This is a genomic window from Ruminococcus sp. 1001136sp1 (genome assembly GCF_039841815.1).
Lineage (GTDB): Bacteria > Bacillota > Clostridia > Lachnospirales > Lachnospiraceae > Blautia_A > Blautia_A faecis.
Genome location: NZ_JBDPGY010000010.1, coordinates 43,747 through 64,533 on the forward strand (window position 1 = coordinate 43,747; position 20,787 = coordinate 64,533).

Consider the following 20,787-nt stretch of genomic DNA (forward strand, 5'->3'; position numbering starts at 1 on the left):
TACTAGCTATGCACGATCTGCATGCTGACTTTATTTTTCACTGTCTGTATCTGCTCCGTAACTGCTGGCTTTTGTATTCTGTACAGACGCCTCTATTGTACCATCTGTAACATAAATCAGCAGACCATCCCCTTGTTTTACCTGTGAAACGCTTGTCAATGTCTTTCCTTCCTTATCAGAAACGTAGGAGTAACCCTGATTCAGCTTCCGAAGAGGAGAAAGACCGTGAAACCTTTCCAGATAGAGGGACAGTCTGTGTCTTTTATCTTTTATCTTTTGTTCCATGGCAGACTGGATTCGTTCCTGCACATCTGCCGCATACTGCTGACGGTCACGCAGACGGCTCTCTGGATTCAGATACTGAAGACGTGTTCCATATCTTTCCAGTTTTGCCCTGTTTACGTCAATTTTATTCCACACTGCCCGTTCCAGCCGTTCCTGATACCCTTGCATGGAATTCAAAAGAGTCCGGCAGTCAAAATAGGCGAGTTCTGCCGCTGCTGAAGGTGTAGGGGCACGAAGATCCGCCACAAAATCCGCGATGGTAAAGTCAGTCTCATGTCCCACTGCAGAAATTACAGGTGTATGGCACTCAAAAATCGCCCTTGCCACCTCTTCTTCGTTAAAAGCCCATAGTTCCTCGATAGAACCACCGCCCCGGCCTACAATGATCACATCCACGCCTGCCTCGTCCAGCATGCGGATACCACGTACAATACTGGCCGCTGCTCCCTCTCCCTGCACAAGTGCCGGGTAAAGAATACTCTGGATAAAAGGATTTCTTCGGGTGGAAACGTTGATAATATCCCGAATCGCAGCACCTGTAGGAGATGTGACAATCCCCACTCTGTGGGCAAATTCCGGTATGGGCTGCTTATACTCCTGTGCAAACATTCCCATATCCTCCAGCTCCTGCTTCAACGCCAGGTATCTTTCATAAAGCGCACCAGCTCCCTCTAAAGTAATCTCCTTCGCATAGAACTGATATGCGCCATCTCTTTCATAAACATCTACTCTGCCCCCGGCTATCACCTTGTCTCCGTCTTTCATGCGGAAAGCAAGACCTTTTCTGGAACCTGCGAACATAATGCATTTCAGTGTGCCGCCTTCGTCCTTCAAGGTAAAATAGATGTGTCCTGTGGAGTGGTATTTACAGTTGGATACCTCTCCCTTTACATAAATATTCTGTAAAAAATAGTCCTGGGTAAACATGTTCTTCACATAGCGGTTTACCTGACCAACAGAATAGACATTATTCATTTTTATTTTCCGGTGCCCTGGAGCTTACATTGCGGTTGACAACTACCACCTTTTTGGAAGGATCCTTTACCTTGAAACCGGATTTCGGTCTTGCAGAGGTCTGTTCTTCTTTCTTAGAAGATGCCTTTCTTGCAGCAACCTTCTTATCCGGGTTGGCAATCTTTCCAAGGATTCCGTTTACGAATGCACCGGACTCTTCAGAACCGAAGCATTTCGCCAGTTCTACAGCCTCATTGATGGCAACTCCTACCGGCACTTCCTCTTTCTCATATTCAAGCTCATACACAGCCAGACGAAGAACTGTCAGATCAACACGGTTCATACGGCTTGTCTTCCATCCCATACTGATGCTGTTCAGCTTCTCATCAAGCTCATCTGTGTGGTTCATAATGTTCATATATTTGCGGCTGATATAGTCCCGGTCGCTCTCTTCCAGATTCTCAATATCAGCTAAATATAAAGCCAGCTGCTCTTCCATTTCTTTCTGTGTATTAAACTCGCTGATAAAAAGCAGCTTAAAAATATGTTCTCTCTGTTCCCTTCTTCTCATGTTTCCTCCTACTATCTGTAACTCCCGAAAATCCCTGCAAAGAAATGCCAGCTCACGCAGACATTCATAGAAAAAAAAGGAAAGGTTTACTTTCCTTTTTTCGTTTACTTGCTTTTTTCATTCTCCATATCTACGCTTGCAATATGAATATTGACATCTGCAACCTCAAGTCCTGTCATGTTCTCAATGGCTGCTTTTACTTTCTCCTGAACCTTCTTGCTGGTCTCAAGGATATTCATGCCATATTCAATATTCAGGGTAAGGTCAACGCTTACCACACTGTCAACAATTTCAACCTTAACTCCCTTGGAGAGATTCTTCATTCCAAGCTTGCTTACCAGCTCATTGGTAATATTACCTGCCATGGAGGCAACTCCGTCTACTTCTGTAGCGGCAAGTCCGGCGATAATAGTAACGACCTCATCTGCGATCTGAACCTCACCGATTCCCTCAATATCCTGTATTTTATATGTTGTTCTCTTCTCTGCCATGCTTACAAACCTCCTAGGTTTAATCTGCCGGCTGCCGGAAAATTCGCATCTTTCCCCGAGGCCAGCGTCAAATCTGCCTTACGGCGTATTTACACGAAACGGACTATCCCACGCATCTGCGCAGTTCTATTTCTATCCGAGACTTTCTTTAATTATAGCAAAATGCGTCAAAAATGAAAAGAGTTATTTACTGAATTCTGTTAATATTAAATCCGGATTTCTGTCTTCTGTCATGCCCACACTCCATGCATTGATAAACAGAAGCAACGGATTGCCTTTCAGATCTGTAACCTTCTTCATGTCAGAAGTTCCGACGATCTTGTCCACCTGAATCTCATCCTTGTTCGCAATCCATCTGATGTGCTCATATGGCAGATTTTCCAGACGAATTTCCACATTATACTCGTTCTCCAGACGATATTTCAAAACATCAAACTGGAGCACACCAACAACGCCCACAATGATCTCTTCCATATTTCCGTAAAGCTCCTGGAAAATCTGGATGGCACCTTCCTGTGCGATCTGGTTAATTCCCTTTACAAACTGCTTTCTCTTCATGGTATCCAGAAGTCTTACCCTTGCAAAGTGCTCCGGTGCAAATGTAGGAATGCCCTCAAATGCAAATTTTTTTCCAGGCGTACAGATCGTATCTCCAATAGAGAAAATACCGGGATCAAATACACCGATAATATCTCCTGCATAAGCCTCCTCAACTACATGGCGTGACTCAGCCATCATCTGCTGGGGCTGAAGAAGTCTCATCTTCTTATCCCCCTGTACATGATAAACCTCCTGGGAGGCATCGAATTTGCCGGAGCAGATACGCATAAATGCAATTCTGTCACGGTGAGCCTTATTCATATTTGCCTGAATCTTAAATACAAAAGCAGAAAAATCATCGCTCATAGGATCAACAAGACCTGAGTCTGCCATTCTTGGAAGAGGTGACGTAGTCATCTTCAGGAAATGCTCCAGGAAAGTCTCAACACCAAAATTGGTAAGAGCGGATCCAAAGAACACAGGAGTCAGTTCTCCCTTACTTACCATCTCCTGATCGAACTCGGCACTTGCGCCATCCAGAAGCTCGATTTCCTCCAGAAGCTGTTCTTTCTGCTCCGGATCCATAACCTCAAGTGCATGAGGAGAATCCAGATCGATTTCCTCAATAGTTCCCTCCTTGGTACCTTTCTGGGTATCTGTGAAAGTAAGGATCTTATTCGTGTTGCGGTCGTAAACACCGCGGAATTTCTTACCGGAACCGATTGGCCAGTTAATAGGGCAGGTTGCGATTCCAAGCTCTTTTTCGATCTCGTCAAGAAGATCAAAGGTATCGTTGGCATCACGGTCCATTTTATTGATAAAAGTAAAAATAGGAATGTGTCTCATAACGCAGACCTTGAACAGCTTTCTGGTCTGTGCCTCAACACCCTTGGACCCATCGATTACCATAACTGCAGAATCTGCAGCCATCAGGGTACGATAAGTATCCTCTGAGAAATCCTGATGTCCAGGAGTATCCAGAATGTTGATGCAGTAACCGTCATAATGGAACTGCAATACGGAAGAAGTAACGGAAATACCTCTCTCCTTTTCAATTTCCATCCAGTCTGATACTGCATGGCGGGCCGTTGCTTTTCCTTTAACACTACCGGCCAGATTAATGGCTCCGCCATACAGCAGGAATTTCTCAGTCAGAGTAGTCTTACCTGCATCCGGGTGGGAAATGATGGCAAAGGTTCTTCTTTTTTCTATTTCTTTCGTATACTTCGACACGTTTAGCCTCCTATTTGAATTCTCTATTTCAGACACGCTCTAGAGCGTGTATTCTTACATTTTTGCAGCATTCCTATTCTAGTATAAGGACTGCTGCACTGTCAAGGGGGTATATCATGGATTTACTGTAGTATTATCACGGATTTACTGTAGTATCATCATCAATATCCACGGAAGTCTCCAATGATTCATCTTTGTTTACCAGTTCTTCCTCGCTTTCATTTAACGGCGTGATCACAATATTTTCCGGCGCAATCCCTGTTTTTCTTTTCACAATATCTTCAATCTGAGCTCTTTTTGCGTCTGTCAGATCTGCTTCCGGAACCACCACATCTGCCGTCTCTCCGGTAAGGTTTACGATCACATTTTCGAAACCTTTGGCTTCCAAAAGAAGTTCTGCTGCCGACTCTTTTTCCGTCAGGTCCGCCATGGAAACCATTGTGCTCACAGCCTCCTGCTTCTGGTCATCTCCCAGATCCTGGTTGTTAATAATAGCCTGCAGGTCTGCTTTATTCTGGGAACGGATCTGTTCTCTGGAAAGTTTGGCCTGGGCCGCAAAATCAGAAGCCGCAGTAAGTACAGCTTCCCCCGGCGTGCTGGTGGTCTGATCCTGCACATCCGTAAGGCTGCTATCCGCCCCGTTCTCATCCAGAAGGGCTGTTTCATCGGTCAGATCATAGTCTACATCCTCCAGAATACTGCTGCTGTCCGCGCTTGCCTCCTTATTTTTCAGGCCAAGATCTACATCTGCAAAATTCAGGTATCCTGCAACTGCGATCAGAACCGCCAGTGAAGTAATGATTACCTGGTTCTTTTTCAGAATCTTTTTCACTTTACCTCTCCTCATTTCATTTTCATTACTTTAATTTTATGGGCATCCAGCTGAAATAATGCCATAACTCCTTCTACAATATTCCTGGAAACCACAGAATTATCTGCTCCTTCCGCCGCGATCAGCACTCCGGTCACCGCCTGATTTCCGAAATCGTAGAAACTGCTGCTGTCTTTTTCTTCCCCCGTCATAAGGAGCACCCGCACTTTTCCCACTCCTTCTGTCTGGGATAAAAGATCTTCCAGTTTTTTCTCCAGAACTGTCCGTTCTGCATCTGTATTTTTCTCAGAAGAAGCTGAAAAAAAGGAACTGCTTTTTACTTCCGGGGAGCTATCCTTTTTATCGGATACCGGAAGTGCAATTACCGTAAGCAGAAGTCCCAAAAGGAGAAGAATCACCCATTGTCTGCTTCCCATTTTCCCAAGCAAGGACTTCACAGTTTTCTTCCCTGATTCCCCAGTTTGCTGCAAGTTCATCTTTTATCCCCCTCTCAAGCTCTCCATCTGGCACCTCCTTCGTCCACAGGCAGACTTTTAACAGCTCCCCTTCTATATGTACTTTGCATGCCGTCACTTCTATGCCTTTCTTTTTCAAAGATTCCGGAATATTTTTCTCAAGCTGCTCCTCCACACCTTTTTCCAGAAGGCTTTTCTGAAGATTTTCCAGATCAAGAGTGAGCCGCTTTTTTTCTTCCTGCTGGTAAAGGCTGGAAAAGCTTTCCGGCAGTGTCTTAGCTTTTTCCAGAATGGAAAGCATGGGAGTGATCAGCATAACCATCAGCAAAAGTCCCATAAAAAAACGCACATAACGCTGATATTTCCCGGTAGGCACCAGATGGATGAGCATAGTCAACAGAATATAAAATATGGCAAGGCATTTGATCCAGCTGTAGATGGCTTCTTTCATAATATATCACTTCCCGCATCCCATTTTGGTCCCATATCTCAATCATATGCTCAGGTTATTATGGTTCATTTCCGCTTACTGTTACTTTTATCCGCCTACAGACGCCATGAGAACTATAAAGGTAAGCACACACAGAATTTCCGCAGTCAGCATGATCCGCAGAAGCAGGGCACAGCCTTCTCCCATTGTGCCAAGGCAGCCTACGATTCGTTTGTCTGATACAGGCTGTGCCACTGCACCAAGGAAGCGAAAGCTAAGGGATAGGAGACCATAATGAATCACAGGTCCGGCTCCTGCAAGAAGCAGAACCACCACCGCCATTGCTCCAAGACAGTTTTTCACAAGCAGTGCCCCTGCCAGAATCAATTCTGTTACCGCATTTACGGCATTTCCCACAGCCGGAATCGCTCCGGCAGTTCTGCCCAGGGCAGTTCGTTTGATGGCATCCATGGCAGGCGCAACCAGTCCTCGTACCGCCTGAAGCCCAAGGACAGCCCCAAGCATGGTTTTCAGGCTCCAGTTGATCATAGTTTCCAGAAGTTCTGCCATCTTGCTTAACATATCCTCTTTGGAAAGATGGTTCACCATACAAAGAAGAACATACAGATTAGCCCCTGGCAGAATCAAAGTGAGAAGAAGCCATTCCACCAGCCACACCAGAAGAAGAACCCCCTGATAAAATACAGAAGCCGTGACAGCTCCTGATGCTGCTGAAACTGCCACGAAATAAGCAGGTGCCAGGCCTTTCATAAACTGAGTCATCCATTCCAGCTGTTTTCCAAGAGAAACTCCAAGCTGCTGATAGCTGTTCATCAGAATGGTAAATAATAAAAGATATACCATGTAAAAACTTACCTCTCCAATCTGGCTGTTTTCAAATACCTCTGCAAAATTTGAAAAAACAGCAGCTGCCAGCACCAGGAGAAGAATGCGAAAAAAATTAGCCCGTTCTTTTTCCAGCCGTTCAAAAAAGAGGCTGCGCAGAAATTGCTGCACCGCCTCTTTTGAAAATACTGTTTCGCCGTTTATCATGTTTTTTAATGCTGTTCCTATGGAGAAGCTGTCCTCTCCCAGCATTTCATCCATTAAAGTTTGTACCTGTTCGAAAGACATGTCAGAAACCAGCTGCTCCGTAATGCCCTCAGAATCAGCGGAAGCTGCACGATAGCCAATACCTGCTGTTACCGTTTTCTCCGTTGTCTCTTTCTCTGTTTCGACTGCTGTTTCACCTGTAAAACTCTCTGCTTCCATGTTCTCTGCGTTTACATTTATTTTTCTGGTTCCCATCAGAATCCATACTGCAAACAACAATGCAGCAATTACCTGCCATTTTTGTTTTTTTCTCCAGACCCTCATACCATGAACTCCTGAATCGTCTTCAGAAGTGCCATAAGCACCGGCATGCTCAGAACCATCACCGACAATTTACAGAACAGCTCAATCTGCGCCGCTGTTGTGCTGTAGCCTGCATCTTTACAGATTCCGGAGGCAAACTGACCGATGTAGGTAATTCCGATCATTTTTACCAGTGTGGAAATATATTCCGTGTCCACTGGAAGTGTCTCCTGGATTTTCCCCAGAGATTCAAACAGGTAATAAATTTTCCCCACAGCAAGTCCCATGATCACAAGACCAATTCCAACTGTAATAAAACAGGCGTATTCCGGTTTGGTTCCTTTCATAAGAAATCCAAGAATAACACCGCATACGCCTAGTAACGAAATCTTTATAATGTCCATTTTCCACCTCCTGAACACAGGTGACAGGATATTGGTGAATCAGATCACAATTCAAATAATTTTTTTATGCTGTCAAACAACTCATAAATATATGGTACGATCCAGAAGAGTACCACAAGGAGACCTGCCAGGCTGACTAAAAAAGCCTGTTCCTCTCTGCCGCTGTGCTTCAGAACCTGAGAAAGTACGGAGACCAGAATCCCCACAGCAGCTATTTTGAAAATAATACTGACTTCCAAGGGGGCCTCCTTTCTTACCGTTATCTGCCTTACATAACCGTTTTCCAGGCAATTTTTCCAGATATTATATGAAATTACCACAACAAGACTGCCAGCAGAATTCCGCCCAGAATTCCCATGCTCTGATATGTTTTCTGCTGCTTTGGCATAGCACTTTTCAGAGTCTTTATCCTGTAGCCTAGTTCCTCCTCCAGAAGTGTCAGCTGTGCCACCTGCATTTCCCTGTCCAGATATCCCAGTTTTTCGCCCAGAGAAAGAAAGCTTTCCCTCTCTTCCTCTGAAAGTCTGTAAAGGGGAAGCAGTCTTACCGCGCATTCCCTGAAAATCTCATCAAAGGTAATTCCAGGCCGCTGCTGAAGCCATCCTGCAGTTTCTTTGAGAAAAAGCCTGTACTCTCCTGGCATTTTTGCTGCAGCATCAAGAAAGGCATCTTCCAACGTCGCCCCTGTGCAGCGGATTTCCCCTTTCAGTAACAGAAGAAGCTGAGCCAGTTTTTCCAGAATTTTCAGTCTGGCTGTCAATTCCATGCTTTTACACAATCCAAGACCTGTTCCGGAAAAAAGGATCAGAATGATTCCTGCTGTTTTCAACAAGGCCTCCCGTTTCTGTCATAAATTCCAAGTATGGTTCCCGCATGTTCTCCCTTGTCCAGGAAAATATACCGTTCAAACACTCTTCTTCTCACCAGCCTTTCAAAATAAGGCTGATGGATCACGTCCTCAATGGAATTTCCATGAGCGGTGGCGATTACTTTACATCCACTGTGAATCACAGATTCCACAGCTTTAAAGTCTTCTTTCCGTCCCAGTTCATCTACGGCCACAACTGCCGGAGACATAGAACGGATCAGCATTTCCATCCCTTCTGCCTTTGGACAGCCGTCCAGCACATCCGTACGCATACCAAGGTCATTCTGGGGAACTCCCTGATAGGAACCGGCAAGCTCACTTCTCTCATCTACAACGCCAACCGTTACCCCCGGCATTTTTTTCTTTTCCTCACCATTGCTCAGCTGACGGATAATATCCCGAAGCAGGGTTGTTTTCCCCCCTCTTGGCGGAGAAACGATCAAAGTATGCGCTACCCAGTCTTTTTTGCGGATATAGGGCATCACCTGGTCTGCGCAGCCTACCACTTCGTGAGCCAGACGTACATTGATACAGGAAATATATTTCATTCCCTGGATCTCATTGCCGTCAAGAATCACCTTTCCGGTAACACCTACCCGATGACCTCCCTGAACAGTAAGAAACCCCTGGCGCATTTCATCTTCATAGGAATAAAGGGAATAACCACTTATATATTCCATGGTTTCCTTCAGATCTTCCCTTGTCACCACGTATTTGCCATCATGGTCGGTAAGGAAACCCTCACCTCCGTCATAGGTGTAGAACAGCGGTCGTCCTACTCTTAACCGTATCTCATATATTTTGTCATAATCAAGGTTTGCATTCATCAACAGTCTGCGGATATTGCCCGCAAACAGGTTCTGAATCTGCTCTGCTTCTATGTTGTATCACCTCTCAATTTTAATATATGTGGACAATCCCGGATTCATTCTTAAATAAATCCACCAGATTTACAGGCTCTAGAGCGTGTTTGAAAAATCCTTCTAATACTGGCTCACATTACTCTGTATGCTCTGCTGGTATTCTTCCATTCTGGGAAGGCTCAGTTTTAAAACCCTGTCCACAATATTCACAGACGCTGAACTATATGCATAAGCAGCGGATTCAAACAGCACGTACAAGTCATCCCCATCCACAAAAATCTGTTCGATTCGTTCCGGAAACCGATAGCTGACAGCAGAATTTTCATCTACATAAAGCCTTTTATCGGATTTCTCATAAAATACCACTCTGGAAGGCAGAATTCCAAAGGAATGAGACAAAAGAAGCTTGTCGTTATAAAAAGTCATTCCCTGTGCCTGTTCGGAAATGGTGGAATAATCAAGGGGAACTGCCATCCCAAAGTTCATTCCCAGACCTTCATCCATAGTATTTATCAGGTTTCCCTGATCATCTACTGCATATCTTGCAATTGCACTGTCTGTATATTTTGTAAAGCAGCCAACGTACAGACACCCATCATAAAAGGTCATAAAGGAATCACGGACGATTCCGTAAAGGCTGGCTATCTGGTTGGTCGCGATAGGATGCCTACCCGCATCATAGTCATAATTTTCAATGGATTCCATGGTAAGACTCACTGCCTGGGCAAGCTCCTGCGTATTTGAAGAATACCACAGAATCTGATGTTCACTGTCATACGCCAGACCGCCAACATGTGGCTGTCCGGGCAAAATAATTTCTTTTATAAAACGGTGCGATTCTTTGTTGATCATATAGATCACAGAATTATGCTTTTTCGCATGACAATAGGCACTTACAAAAACATAATCCTCTGTTACTGCCAAACCCTGCGGTGTCATAGTGGTACACATGGCCGGCATATCACCTTCACTGGTAAGAAGGGTTTGTGTTGCTTTCAGACCGGGAATAATATAGGTTCCATATTCCCGCTCTTTTTTCCTGTCTTCAAAGGCAAATGCCATCAGCTCTTCTTTCTGGGAAAGCATCTGGATCTGTCCACGAAGCGTATAGTAAGCCGCTTCCTGATTGGTGGTTTTCCTCTTGGTGGGCGGCTCATTTCTGCCTCTGTATATAAAGGCATATGCCAGATAAGATCCCACAATGACCAGAACCATGATCAGGATCCTGAGCCAGAAAATGCGGTTTCTCCATTTCATCTTTTTCTTCATTTATCTGCACTGCTTCCGCAATAGTACTCTTTTGGTAACTGTTCCGTACCTTCACAATTACATGCTTTACAATTGCATGCTTCGCGATACACAAAAAATCATACTTTCCATGATTTCACGCCGCAATTCCCGGGCTTTCTGTGAACTGTGTTCACAAAAACAACCTCGCGGAATACTGTCTCCTGAATAGTTACCTCTTTTTTTGTTATAATTTCACAACAGACATCATTATACTTTATCAGGTTTACGTTTACAAGAGGAAATTAGAACAGCCCGGTTTCTTCCAGAAACCGTGAAGGGTCACGCTCTTTATCGTACTGACGGCGCACATAACAGAGCATAAGTTCTTTCTTCGCCCGGGTCATGCCTACATAAAAAAGCCGGCGTTCTTCTTCCAAGGACTCTGCCAGAACCGCTTTTTTATAGGGAATGCTCCCTTCGTTTACATTCATAATATAAACTTTATCGTATTCCAGCCCTTTTACCGCATGAAGGGTGGAAATTACAATCCCTTCCCTTTTCGTCTCCTGTTTTTTCGCCTGTTCGGCCAGTTTCTTTGTGTAATCCTCTATGTAGTTTTCCCACTCTTCCAGGGTTTTCATGCCTTTGGCACTTTCCTGTATGCGGTCAAGGACCTCAAGGAGCTCCTCTGGACGAATTTTACGATACTGGGCATATTCAATCAGATACTGCTCGTAGCCCATTCCTTTTCGGATAAAATTCACTGCAGCATAGGGTGCTAAAGTGGAAAGAATACGAAGATGTGTTTCCAGTGTGGTAATCCTGTCGCACATCCAGTCTTTATCTTTATAGAAATCTCTCAGTGCAGAAAATGAGATTGTGGTCTGAGTCAGGGCATCCCTCGCTATATACCGGTTGGGGCGGTTCATGATTTCCAGGAAAAGCTTTCGCGTCCTGTCTCCTGCTGCCATTTTCAGATATGCCATCAGGTTTCTGCTGATCCAATGCCGGAACAGATTGGGCAGCTGTTCTTTCATGGTAAAAGGAATCTGGTACTCCATCAGCGCTCCAACAAGCCCCTCTGCCTCCTGATTGGTGCGAAAAAGCACTGCAGTATCCTCCAGATTCTCTCCTGCCTCCAGCCGCTTCTTCAAAAAGGCGGCAATCTTCACATACTCTTCTCTTGGATTGTCAAATTCCATCACTTTCACAGGTTTTCCCTGCTCATTTGGCGTAGACAGCCTCTTCTTAAAGCGGATCTGATTGCAGCCCACCACATTCATGGCTGCCTGAAGTACATTTTTCGTACAACGATAATTAATGTCCAAAAGAACCGTTTCTGCCTTAGGATAATCTTTGGTAAAGTTCAGCATGATCTCTGGCTTGGCGCCACGGAAATGATAAATAGACTGATCATCGTCTCCCACTATGAACAGGTTATCCCTGGGCTTTGCCAGCATCCTTACAATATCATACTGGAGATGGTTGATATCCTGAAATTCATCTACCATAATGTATTGGAATTTGTTTTGCCATGCCGCCAGGATATCTTTTCTCTTGACAAAAAGTTCATAGCAGCAAAGAAGCATGTCATCGAAATCCAGTTTTCTTCTCTGACGCAAGGCCTTCTGATACCCATTATAAATCTGGCGGAATACCTCATCCGGGCAGCAGGAAGAATAATAGTGATCCAAGGAAATCCTCCCCCCTTTTACCACGCTGATTTCCTTTGCCACATCCTCCTGGAAATCTCCCTCCTGCGCTAGTTCCTGACCAAATTCCAGAGTCATTTCTTTTAAAATGGCATATTTTTCTTCTTCTGACAAAATATTGCCGGCACTAAGTCCATAAGCCTGCTTCAGGATTCCGTAAAAAACACCGTGAAAGGTTCCGAAGGTAACAGCCGTGGAGGTCTGTCCGGTAAACTTCAAAAAACGCTCTCTCATCTCTTTTGCTGCAGCCCGGGAAAAGGTTACAACAAGAACAGAGGACGCCGGTATTTCCCCCTCACCAGTCATATATGCAGTTCTTTCAACGATCACTGAAGTTTTCCCCGAACCGGGGCCTGCCAGAACCATCATAGGTCCTGACAGGTGGGCGATTGCCCTTAATTGAGATGGATTTTTCTTCATAATTGAGACAGATTCTTCATTACAGATTCTCAAGCTTCGCGATTGCTGCTTTCACACGGCGGATTGTCTCATCCTTGCCAATGATCTCCATGATCTCGGTAGCGCCTGCCGGTGTCATCTGCTTGCCTGAAACAGCTGTACGAAGAGGCCACATTACATAGCCGTTCTTGTAACCTTTCTCCTTGACAAATTCGCTTAAGGAAGCGAACAGCGGATCATTGGTGTAATCCTCCTGAGCCTCCAGAAGCGGAAGAACTTCTTTCAGAACTGTAAGAGAAGTCTCTTCGTTTGTTTTCATTTTCTTATGGCAGTACATAGATGCATCATACTCTGGAACTTCCTGGAAGAAATCAATCAATGCCGGAATGTCAGGGAAAGTTTCGATTCTGGTCTGAACCATTCCTGCAATTTTCTTAAAGTTAAAGTCTCCCTTCAGAACTTCCTTCATGTATGGAAGTGCTCTCTCATAAAATACTTCCGGATCCATTTTCTTAATATACTCGCCATTCATCCAGCGAAGCTTGTTGATATCAAATACAGCCGGAGATTTATTAATGTGATGATAATCAAATTTTTCAACCAGTTCCCTGAGGCTGAAGATCTCGTTATTATCTGCCGGACTCCATCCCAGAAGTGCAACATAGTTTACAATTGCCTCGGAAACAAATCCCTGATCCAGAAGGTCCTCATAGGAGGAATGTCCGGAACGTTTGGACAATTTGGCGTGAGTTTCATCCGTGATCAGTGGACAATGTACATAAACCGGAATATCCCAGCCAAATGCCTCATAGATACGGTTATATTTCGGGGAAGAGGAAAGATATTCATTGCCTCGTACCACATGTGTGATTCCCATAAGATGATCGTCTACAACGTTAGCAAAATTATAAGTCGGATATCCGTCAGATTTGATCAGGATCAGATCCTCAAGTTCCTCATTGTTTACTGTAATATCTCCGTAAATTACATCATGGAAAGTGGTAGTTCCCTCTGTAGGCATGTTAAAACGGATTACATGTGGCTCTCCGGCATCCAGACGGCGCTGAACTTCTTCCTTGGAAAGCTTCAGGCAGCGTTTGTCATAAATGGAAATCTCCTTGCCTGCTACCACACGCTTCATGCTCTCTAATTCTTCCTTCTGGCAGAAGCAGTAGTATGCATCGCCCTGGTCTACAAGCTGTCTGGCATATTTCATGTAAATCCCCTGTGCCTGGCGCTCGCTCTGTACATATGGGCCATATCCACCGTCCTTATCCGGACCTTCGTCATGAATAAGACCAGTCTTCTCCATAGTACGATAAATAATATCTACAGCGCCCTCTACATAGCGCTCCTGGTCTGTATCCTCAATACGGAGAATAAAATCTCCGCCTTCATGCTTTGTAATAAGATATGCGTATAACGCAGTACGTAAATTTCCAACATGCATTCTGCCAGTAGGGCTTGGTGCAAATCTGGTTCTGATCTTAGTCATGTCTTCTCTATTCTCCCTGTTTATTCTTTCTTATCTTCTGCTGCCATTCCGTGATGGCAATTGCCTTTTCACATTATATACCTAATCCATTCAAAATGTCCATAGAAAAAATCCCCCTGAAGCCCAGCCTCAGGGAGATCGTTACGTTCACTCCGTTCACCGTAACGCGCTTCGCGATGCACAGAAAGACGAACCTTCTTGTGACAAGCACAAGAAGTAGCGTTTGCTGCGCAAACTTAATTCTCGGGTGTTTCTGTGAACTTTGTTCACAGAAACACCTCGCGGAATGTTACCAGTGAACAGTAGCGGGAGATCATCATCTGCGAAAAAAATTAAGCATCGATTCCTTTATCTCTCAGATAGTCGATCACATCACCAACTGTGTTCAGCTCTGTAAGCTCCTCTGCCGGAATCTCGATGTTGTACTCGTCTTCCAGAGCCATAACAAGCTCGAAGAGGTCAAGGGAATCTGCTCCCAGGTCATCCTTGAAAGAAGTATCTGCTGTAATTGTCTCTGCGTCACAGTTAAGCTGCTCTGCGATCATTTCACTCATCTTTTCTAACATTGCTCATTCTCCTTTAATAAATATCTCGAAAACCGGCTTCCATCAGCCGTATGTCATACACTGCGGAAAGTATATAATCTGCTGGCTCATTTGTCAAGAGAATTATAGGATAAATTCCGGCTCCTGGAATTTAATCTGTCTGGCCACACTTAAGGCCAGTCCCATCTCTGCCATCAGGAACAAAATGGAGGTACCTCCATAGCTGATAAATGGCAATGTGACACCTGTGTTTGGCATGATGTTCAGCACAACAGCCACGTTCATAATAACCTGCAAAGCGATATGTACAAAAACGCCGCTCACAAGCAGGGAGCCAAACATATCCGGTGCATTCTGTGCAACAAAAAACAATCTGTACAACAGATAACCAAACAACGCCAAAACCATGATCGCGCCAAAAATCCCCAGTTCTTCACAAATAATGGAAAATATCATGTCATTCTGTGCCTCAGGCACACTTCCAAGCTTCTGAATACTGTTTCCAAGACCTCTGCCAAAGAAACCTCCTGAACCAATTGCATACAAAGCCTGCAGAGTCTGATAGCCATCTCCGCTTGCATAATCCTCCGGATGAAGCCATACCTGAATACGACGTAAACGGAAGTTAGAGCTCTGATCCATATGGGAAAGACTGTATACCAGGATTGCCACCAGAATAACCGCAACAACAGCAAGGATAACAAATGGTTTTGTTTTTGGATGTGCAATAAACACCAGACCTACGGTAATCCCCAAAATAATCATCGCAGTACTCAGGTTATCCGTAAACACATATGCAAACAGGGCCTGAATGCCGCCCATTCCCAGAAGTACCATAGTAGCTTTCAGGGTTTCCACTCTCTTTCCCATTTTGACGATCAGATAGGACAATGTGATGATCACTGCAATCTTTGCAATCTCTGCCGGCTGAAACTGTACCCCAAGCTTCAGCCATCTTCTCGCTCCATGAGAGGTGACTCCCAGGGGAGTCTTTACCAGCACCATGAGAAAAGCGGCTGCTCCATAGATCAAAAACGGAAATTTCGCCAGAATATGATAATCGAAATAGGACTCTACAATTGCCAGCACAAGACAGCCAATACTGTACATTGCCTGTTTTTTGAAATAGAACATATCGTCCCCTTCATTAATCTGAGCCATATAAGAGCTTGTACTGTAAAGCATGATCAGACCAAAGCACATGATCAATATGATTACTGCGACCAGATTAAAATCATAGTAATCTGATTTTGCCTTTTTCATTTTGATCTTGGACTTATAGTCAGGACCTGCCTTTTTCTTTCCTGACCGGATACTTGCTTTTTTCTTTTTCGCAATATCCACTTTATCACCTTTTTCTGTTCATTTTTATATAAACTCTTTTATTTCCTTAATTGTTTTTCATTATAGCAGACTCTTTTTGCAGGTGCAACCCAAAGGTGCTGTTACTCCGTGAATGGTAACGGCTGCAGGGTTTATCCCGTAATAGAAAAGAGCAGGATACTCTCCTGCCCTTCTCTGGTTCCTTATAGAAATTTATATCTGACCTGCTTAAGATCAGTCTTCACTGCCATCATCGAAGCCTTCTGTTTCAATAATGAACTTCACGTTGCCACTCATGGAAGCATCTTTTCCTGTGAAGGATGTATAAGCAGCATCATCAGACTGGAGTGCTTCCAGGCGATCCAGAACACTCTGGAAATCATCTTCCATAGTATCTTTCAGTTTCTTGATACCCTCATCGTAGAACTCTTTCTCACCATCCTTCAGATCTTTTGCTCCATCCTTCAGATCCTTAGCTCCGTCTTTCAGATCTTTTGCCCCATCCTTCAGGTCTTTTGCTCCATCATCCAGGGTCTTAGCTCCGTCTTTCAGACTGCTTGTTCCGTCTTTCAGAGTCTTAGCTCCGTCATTCAGCTCCTTAGCTCCATCCTTCAAAGTCTTGGTTCCGTCTTTCAGATCTTTTGTTCCGCTTACTAAAGAAGATGTACCACTCTTCAATTCACGAGTTCCATTATTAACACTGTTTGCACCGCTTCTTAACTGGGAAGCTCCGCTTCTCAGATCTGCAGCACCGTTCTTTAGCTGTGCAATACCGGATTTTACCTGTCCACTGGCTGCTGCTAATGTACCTGCTCCGCTTACAAGGCTCTTGGTTCCTGCTGTCAGCTGGGATGCTCCACTGTTCAGGGTATCACTGCTTGCTGTCAGCTGAGAAGCTCCGCTTCTTAGTGCCACACTGTTTGCTGCAATCTGACCAACACCAGTTACCAGCTTGCCGGTTGCTTTGCTGATTGAACTGATACCTGCATCAAGGCTCTCCTTTGCACTCTTTAATGTACTTGCGCCACTGAGAAGTGCTGTTGCATTGGCATTATCCTTGCCCTGAAGGGTATTGATTCCATCTGTAATAGTCTTCTCACTGTTAAGGATCTGATCTGCTCCGCTTGTAAGTGTCTCAGCAGCCTTGGTATCCTGTAACTGTTTATAGCCAGCCTGAAGCTTCTCATTTCCTTTTGAAATCTGTTTAGCACCTTCCGCTAACTGATTCACAGAATCTGTCATGGAAGAAAGATCTCCAAGTCCTGCAATCAGACTGCTTACTGCTGTCAGACTCTCTCTTACCTGCGTTCCGGCTGCTTTCAGATTTGATGCTCCTGTAGATAACTGACCTTCACCTGCTTCCTTCAGCTGTGCCATTCCACTGTTCAGAGAATCAGCACCTGTGCTCAGCTGTGCGGCTCCTGCATTTGCGGTCTGAGCTCCTGATTCAACAGCAGCTGCACCTGCAATCAGTTTATCTGCTTCACCAGCTAAAGTTGAGGAGCTCGCTGATGCTGCTTCTGAAATACTGCCCGCTGCACCTTCCAGGGTGGACGCAATGGCATTTAAGGATTCCTGAACACTGCTTCCGTTTGTCTCAGCCTGGACAGCTACCTGTGACTGTGCCTGAATGTTACCTAGCTCACCCTGGGCGGCAGAAGCATTTCCAAGACCTGCATTTAACTGCTCGATTGCAGAATTAATAGCTGCTGCAGTTCCTTCGTCAAGTCCCTCTGTTCCAAGTGCTCCCTGCAAAGTTGCGATTGCACTGCTCATAGAGCTCTGGGTTGCACTGATTGCACCAGCTGCAGCATCTGTAGATACCCCTGCGGACTGTGCAGTAACCGTAGTCTCAATCTGGGCAGCTGCCTCACGGATACTTGCTGCTGAATCATTCATTGTCTTAGAGGCACTGTCGCCGATCTGACTGATTGAATAGCTTGTTCCTTCTTTTAATTTTCCAATTCCGTCTTTTACCTGAGTTGCACCGGAAACAAGAGCCGCTGTACCATCAGTCAGGCTCTTTGCACCCTCTGCAACACTTGCTGCTCCAGAAGCAGCCTCACCTACTTTTCCAACGTATTCCGTTACACCGTCAGCCAGGGAATCAGCTCCATCTGCATACTGATTCAGGCTCTTCACCATTGTTTCCGGCTTTGCAGCTGCTACATTCTTGGCAATTTCTGTAAGTTTTGCAGAAGCAGCGCTGATTCCTTCTGAAGCTTGCTGGATTCCAGGTGCCAGCTGTCCTACCCCTTCAACCAGTGCAGATGTTCCACTTACATAGTCCTTGGTTCCCTGTGCCAGTGCACTTGCACCGCTTACATAAGTGCTTACTCCGTCAGTCAGCTGAGTTGCACCATTTACATAAGCGGTTACACCGTCTGCCAGCTGATTTCCACCAGCCACATATTTGTTCACACCATCTGTCAGGGATTTCATTCCTTTATTATACTCTGCCATGTTGCTGTTTACAGTGTCAACACCTTCTGTGTAGCTGTTCACACCAGAAGCCAGTGAATCCACCCCTGCAGTATACTGGGAAATACCGCTCTGCAGTGTTTTTGCACCGCTGTTTAACTGGGAAGCACCAGTCTTGGCACTTGCCACACCAGCATCAAATTCATTGTAGCTGGAAGCCAGTGTATTGGCTCCGCCATAAAGCGTTCTGGTTCCATCGTACAGAGTCTTTGTTCCACTGTATAAGGAAGTAGTTCCATCATAAAGCTGACCGGCTCCTGTATTAAGAGTCTTGGCTCCGTCGTAAAGCTGGCCGGCTCCGTCATCCAGGTCTTTACTTCCATCATAAAGCTGGCTGGTTCCATCTTTCAGAGTCTTGGCTCCGTCATCCAGGTCCTTGGCTCCATCATAAAGCTGGCTGGTTCCGTCTTTCAGATCTTCGGTTCCATCATAAAGATCTTTCGTTCCATCATAAAGCTTCTTAGTTCCATCAAAAAGATCCTTAGATCCATCTACCAGCTTCACTGCTGCATCATCCAGTTCATCCAGAGAATCCTGAAGTTCATCCAAATCATCGGAATCCTCAAGATTCAGACTGCTGAGCAAGTCTGTAACCGCCATAGTGAAAGTATTTCCCATAGTACAGTCTGTAACATCAGCCTCCATTGTGAATCCTTCCGGAATATCAATCTTATCGGAAAGGTCACCGCTTAAATCCAGGCTGTCCTTTAAACCTGGAACTGCAACTCCTACAACCATTTCCTTGTCACCATCGGAAATCACCTTTCCATTATCAATGGTAACATTGGAAAAATTATCGGAAGAAAGGATCATTCCGGTTACCATAACAAACGGAGAATAAACTTCTACGTCTTTTTTATCAACTTTTACTGTCTTTTTGGATTTGTTTGTATAAGAAACTTCCATACGAAGATGTCCACTCTTGCCAGCAAGCTCCTCTGGAGTAATTTCCTGGTCATCCAGATAATATTTGATCTTCATATCTACCGGAAGTTCCTTGTTGGAAGTTCCCTGATAGTAAATATCACTGCTGTCTGTATTCCAGGTAACCTTGTCGCCATCCTGGGTAAAGGTTTCATCACCTTTTACATTCTTGATTCCTTCCAGGTCAGATACATCGGATATATCTCCCTCTGCTGATCCGGAATTCTTCAGCCAGTCAGATACGGTGATGTCTTTTATTTCACCTTCTGCAGTAGCGTTTACATATACGGTTTCTTCCTTGGATACTCCATTGTCTGCTTCCTGTGCTGCAGCAATTACCGGTGTAGTTCCAAGGACGGCAGCCATTCCGGCAGCCATTGTAACATTCAGAATCTTTTTATTTCGGTTCATGTTAGCCAACTCCTTAATTCTTACTTAAATATCTGACGTCTGCAAACTCCCCCCGCTGTCCTGCAGCGTATCTGTTTTCCCGACATCAGTTAGTCATCTCTTAGCCTATGAAAGTTATACAACAAAACTGACCAGTAGTCAATATCTGCTTTTTACCCAAATCTTTTCCTGTTTTGATATTGACTTTTGGTCATTTTTGTTTAAAATAGAAATAAACCACCATAATTATCAAGAAAAGTTCAGATAGTGAAGCTATAATTGTAACAACCGACTTTTATTGCTGCTGGAAGAGACAGTAAACTTTTATTTATAGAATGTCTGACAGACATAAGCTTAGGAGGAACTGGCATGGGAAAACTGGAGTTAAATAAAAAAAGGAAGAAAAGTGCTCTGTACAACACTGCCTTTGAACTCTTTACCACTAAGGGGCTTGCCAAGACAACCATTTCCGATATTGTGGAAAATGCAGGTGTTGCAAAAGGAACTTTTTACCTCTATTTTAAAGATAAATATGATATTCGAAATAAGCTGATCTCTCACAAAGCCGGCGAACTTTTTTCCGAGGCGCATGATGCTCTGGAAGCCTCCCACATTACCGGTTTCACTGCACAGCTTCATTTTATTGTAGATAATATTCTGGACAGGCTGGAAACTGAGAGTAATCTGCTTGGCTTTATTTCCAAGAATCTGTCCTGGGGAGTTTTTAAGGATGCGTTTCAGGAACAGGCAGATGACGATGATTTTCCATTTTTTCAGGAATATCTCAATCTTCTGGATCAATCTGATGTACAGTATGATTCCCCGGAGCTGCTTCTTTTTACCATTATTGAACTGGTAAGTTCCACAAGTTACAGCTGTATTCTTCACTCCCAGCCAGTCTGTCTTGCTGAATACCGTCCTTATCTTCATCGAACGATAGACTGTATTTTGCAGGCATTTATCCATGGAGCAGATGTTGAAAAATTATAGACTTATACATTAAAAT

Annotated in this window: 19 protein-coding genes; 1 reads left to right on the forward strand and 18 read right to left on the reverse strand. The window is 44.5% G+C overall.

The window, feature by feature from the left end; all coding sequences use genetic code 11:
• Positions 1–30: 30 nt before the first annotated feature.
• The 18 genes from xseA to ABHC48_RS10485 form a co-directional block, all read right to left on the reverse strand.
• Positions 31–1,260: an exodeoxyribonuclease VII large subunit gene (gene xseA, locus ABHC48_RS10400; protein WP_195699432.1), complete on the reverse strand. Its 1,230-nt coding sequence runs from the start codon at positions 1,258–1,260 to the stop codon at positions 31–33.
• On the reverse strand, positions 1,253–1,810 hold the full coding sequence (gene nusB / locus ABHC48_RS10405) for a transcription antitermination factor NusB (RefSeq protein WP_118581025.1): 558 nt from the start codon (positions 1,808–1,810) through the stop codon (positions 1,253–1,255). Before nusB ends, xseA begins: the two co-directional genes overlap by 8 nt.
• Before the next feature lie 104 nt (positions 1,811–1,914).
• Entirely contained in the window at positions 1,915–2,301 is a 387-nt protein-coding gene (locus ABHC48_RS10410) for an Asp23/Gls24 family envelope stress response protein (RefSeq protein ID WP_118581028.1), read from the reverse strand.
• A gap of 183 nt (positions 2,302–2,484) precedes the next feature.
• The gene (locus tag ABHC48_RS10415; RefSeq protein WP_118581031.1) at positions 2,485–4,074 is read right to left on the reverse strand and encodes a peptide chain release factor 3; all 1,590 of its coding nucleotides are present in this window, start codon (positions 4,072–4,074) and stop codon (positions 2,485–2,487) included.
• 136 nt (positions 4,075–4,210) lie between these two features.
• A complete protein-coding gene (locus ABHC48_RS10420; protein WP_118581034.1) occupies positions 4,211–4,906 on the reverse strand; it encodes a SpoIIIAH-like family protein in 696 nt (231 codons plus the stop codon).
• 11 nt (positions 4,907–4,917) lie between these two features.
• Positions 4,918–5,289 (reverse strand): hypothetical protein, encoded by a 372-nt coding sequence (locus ABHC48_RS10425; protein WP_243284501.1) that lies wholly within the window; start codon positions 5,287–5,289, stop codon positions 4,918–4,920.
• Positions 5,246–5,812: a stage III sporulation protein AF gene (locus tag ABHC48_RS10430; RefSeq protein ID WP_173769997.1), complete on the reverse strand. Its 567-nt coding sequence runs from the start codon at positions 5,810–5,812 to the stop codon at positions 5,246–5,248. Before ABHC48_RS10430 ends, ABHC48_RS10425 begins: the two co-directional genes overlap by 44 nt.
• Positions 5,813–5,899: 87 nt before the next feature.
• Entirely contained in the window at positions 5,900–7,168 is a 1,269-nt protein-coding gene (locus ABHC48_RS10435; RefSeq protein ID WP_195699434.1) for a stage III sporulation protein AE, read from the reverse strand.
• A complete protein-coding gene (locus ABHC48_RS10440) occupies positions 7,165–7,551 on the reverse strand; it encodes a SpoIIIAC/SpoIIIAD family protein (protein ID WP_118581049.1) in 387 nt (128 codons plus the stop codon). The genes ABHC48_RS10435 and ABHC48_RS10440 overlap by 4 nt, the downstream gene beginning before the upstream one ends.
• Positions 7,552–7,595: 44 nt before the next feature.
• Positions 7,596–7,790: a stage III sporulation protein AC gene (gene spoIIIAC / locus ABHC48_RS10445; protein ID WP_021924294.1), complete on the reverse strand. Its 195-nt coding sequence runs from the start codon at positions 7,788–7,790 to the stop codon at positions 7,596–7,598.
• A 74-nt stretch (positions 7,791–7,864) separates the two neighbouring features.
• The gene (locus tag ABHC48_RS10450; protein ID WP_226837127.1) at positions 7,865–8,380 is read right to left on the reverse strand and encodes a stage III sporulation protein AB; all 516 of its coding nucleotides are present in this window, start codon (positions 8,378–8,380) and stop codon (positions 7,865–7,867) included.
• Positions 8,377–9,300: a stage III sporulation protein AA gene (gene spoIIIAA / locus ABHC48_RS10455; protein WP_226815059.1), complete on the reverse strand. Its 924-nt coding sequence runs from the start codon at positions 9,298–9,300 to the stop codon at positions 8,377–8,379. The genes ABHC48_RS10450 and spoIIIAA overlap by 4 nt, the downstream gene beginning before the upstream one ends.
• Before the next feature lie 102 nt (positions 9,301–9,402).
• Complete coding sequence (locus tag ABHC48_RS10460; RefSeq protein ID WP_195699435.1) at positions 9,403–10,551, reverse strand: hypothetical protein; 1,149 nt, start codon at positions 10,549–10,551, stop codon at positions 9,403–9,405.
• 263 nt (positions 10,552–10,814) lie between these two features.
• Complete coding sequence (locus ABHC48_RS10465; RefSeq protein WP_195699436.1) at positions 10,815–12,644, reverse strand: ATP-dependent helicase; 1,830 nt, start codon at positions 12,642–12,644, stop codon at positions 10,815–10,817.
• A gap of 19 nt (positions 12,645–12,663) precedes the next feature.
• Positions 12,664–14,118 carry a glutamate--tRNA ligase gene (gltX, locus tag ABHC48_RS10470; RefSeq protein ID WP_195699437.1) on the reverse strand — a complete coding sequence of 485 codons (1,455 nt, stop codon included), beginning with the start codon at positions 14,116–14,118 and terminating at the stop codon, positions 12,664–12,666.
• A 332-nt stretch (positions 14,119–14,450) separates the two neighbouring features.
• Complete coding sequence (gene acpP, locus ABHC48_RS10475) at positions 14,451–14,684, reverse strand: acyl carrier protein (protein WP_021924300.1); 234 nt, start codon at positions 14,682–14,684, stop codon at positions 14,451–14,453.
• 102 nt (positions 14,685–14,786) lie between these two features.
• A complete protein-coding gene (locus ABHC48_RS10480) occupies positions 14,787–16,007 on the reverse strand; it encodes a putative peptidoglycan glycosyltransferase FtsW (protein WP_330634157.1) in 1,221 nt (406 codons plus the stop codon).
• Between the two features lie 213 nt (positions 16,008–16,220).
• The gene (locus tag ABHC48_RS10485; RefSeq protein WP_195699438.1) at positions 16,221–19,802 is read right to left on the reverse strand and encodes a hypothetical protein; all 3,582 of its coding nucleotides are present in this window, start codon (positions 19,800–19,802) and stop codon (positions 16,221–16,223) included.
• Between the two features lie 348 nt (positions 19,803–20,150).
• Here ABHC48_RS10485 and ABHC48_RS10490 point away from each other — a divergent pair, with 348 nt between their 5' ends.
• Positions 20,151–20,771 carry a TetR/AcrR family transcriptional regulator gene (locus ABHC48_RS10490; protein WP_173773263.1) on the forward strand — a complete coding sequence of 207 codons (621 nt, stop codon included), beginning with the start codon at positions 20,151–20,153 and terminating at the stop codon, positions 20,769–20,771.
• The last annotated feature ends 16 nt before the right edge of the window (positions 20,772–20,787 follow it).

What these genes read in the sequence shown, in the direction of transcription:
- ABHC48_RS10435 (WP_195699434.1), bottom strand. Translation starts at nt 7,168, where the DNA reads ATGAGGGTCTGGAGAAAAAAACAAAAATGGCAGGTAATTGCTGCATTG.
- ABHC48_RS10440 (WP_118581049.1), bottom strand. Translation starts at nt 7,551, where the DNA reads ATGGACATTATAAAGATTTCGTTACTAGGCGTATGCGGTGTTATTCTT.
- ABHC48_RS10460 (WP_195699435.1), bottom strand. Translation starts at nt 10,551, where the DNA reads ATGAAGAAAAAGATGAAATGGAGAAACCGCATTTTCTGGCTCAGGATC.
- ABHC48_RS10485 (WP_195699438.1), bottom strand. Translation starts at nt 19,802, where the DNA reads ATGAACCGAAATAAAAAGATTCTGAATGTTACAATGGCTGCCGGAATG.
- ABHC48_RS10490 (WP_173773263.1), top strand. Translation starts at nt 20,151, where the DNA reads ATGGGAAAACTGGAGTTAAATAAAAAAAGGAAGAAAAGTGCTCTGTAC.
- ABHC48_RS10465 (WP_195699436.1), bottom strand. Translation starts at nt 12,644, where the DNA reads ATGAAGAAAAATCCATCTCAATTAAGGGCAATCGCCCACCTGTCAGGA.
- ABHC48_RS10430 (WP_173769997.1), bottom strand. Translation starts at nt 5,812, where the DNA reads ATGAAAGAAGCCATCTACAGCTGGATCAAATGCCTTGCCATATTTTAT.
- xseA (WP_195699432.1), bottom strand. Translation starts at nt 1,260, where the DNA reads ATGAATAATGTCTATTCTGTTGGTCAGGTAAACCGCTATGTGAAGAAC.
- gltX (WP_195699437.1), bottom strand. Translation starts at nt 14,118, where the DNA reads ATGACTAAGATCAGAACCAGATTTGCACCAAGCCCTACTGGCAGAATG.
- nusB (WP_118581025.1), bottom strand. Translation starts at nt 1,810, where the DNA reads ATGAGAAGAAGGGAACAGAGAGAACATATTTTTAAGCTGCTTTTTATC.
- acpP (WP_021924300.1), bottom strand. Translation starts at nt 14,684, where the DNA reads ATGTTAGAAAAGATGAGTGAAATGATCGCAGAGCAGCTTAACTGTGAC.
- ABHC48_RS10410 (WP_118581028.1), bottom strand. Translation starts at nt 2,301, where the DNA reads ATGGCAGAGAAGAGAACAACATATAAAATACAGGATATTGAGGGAATC.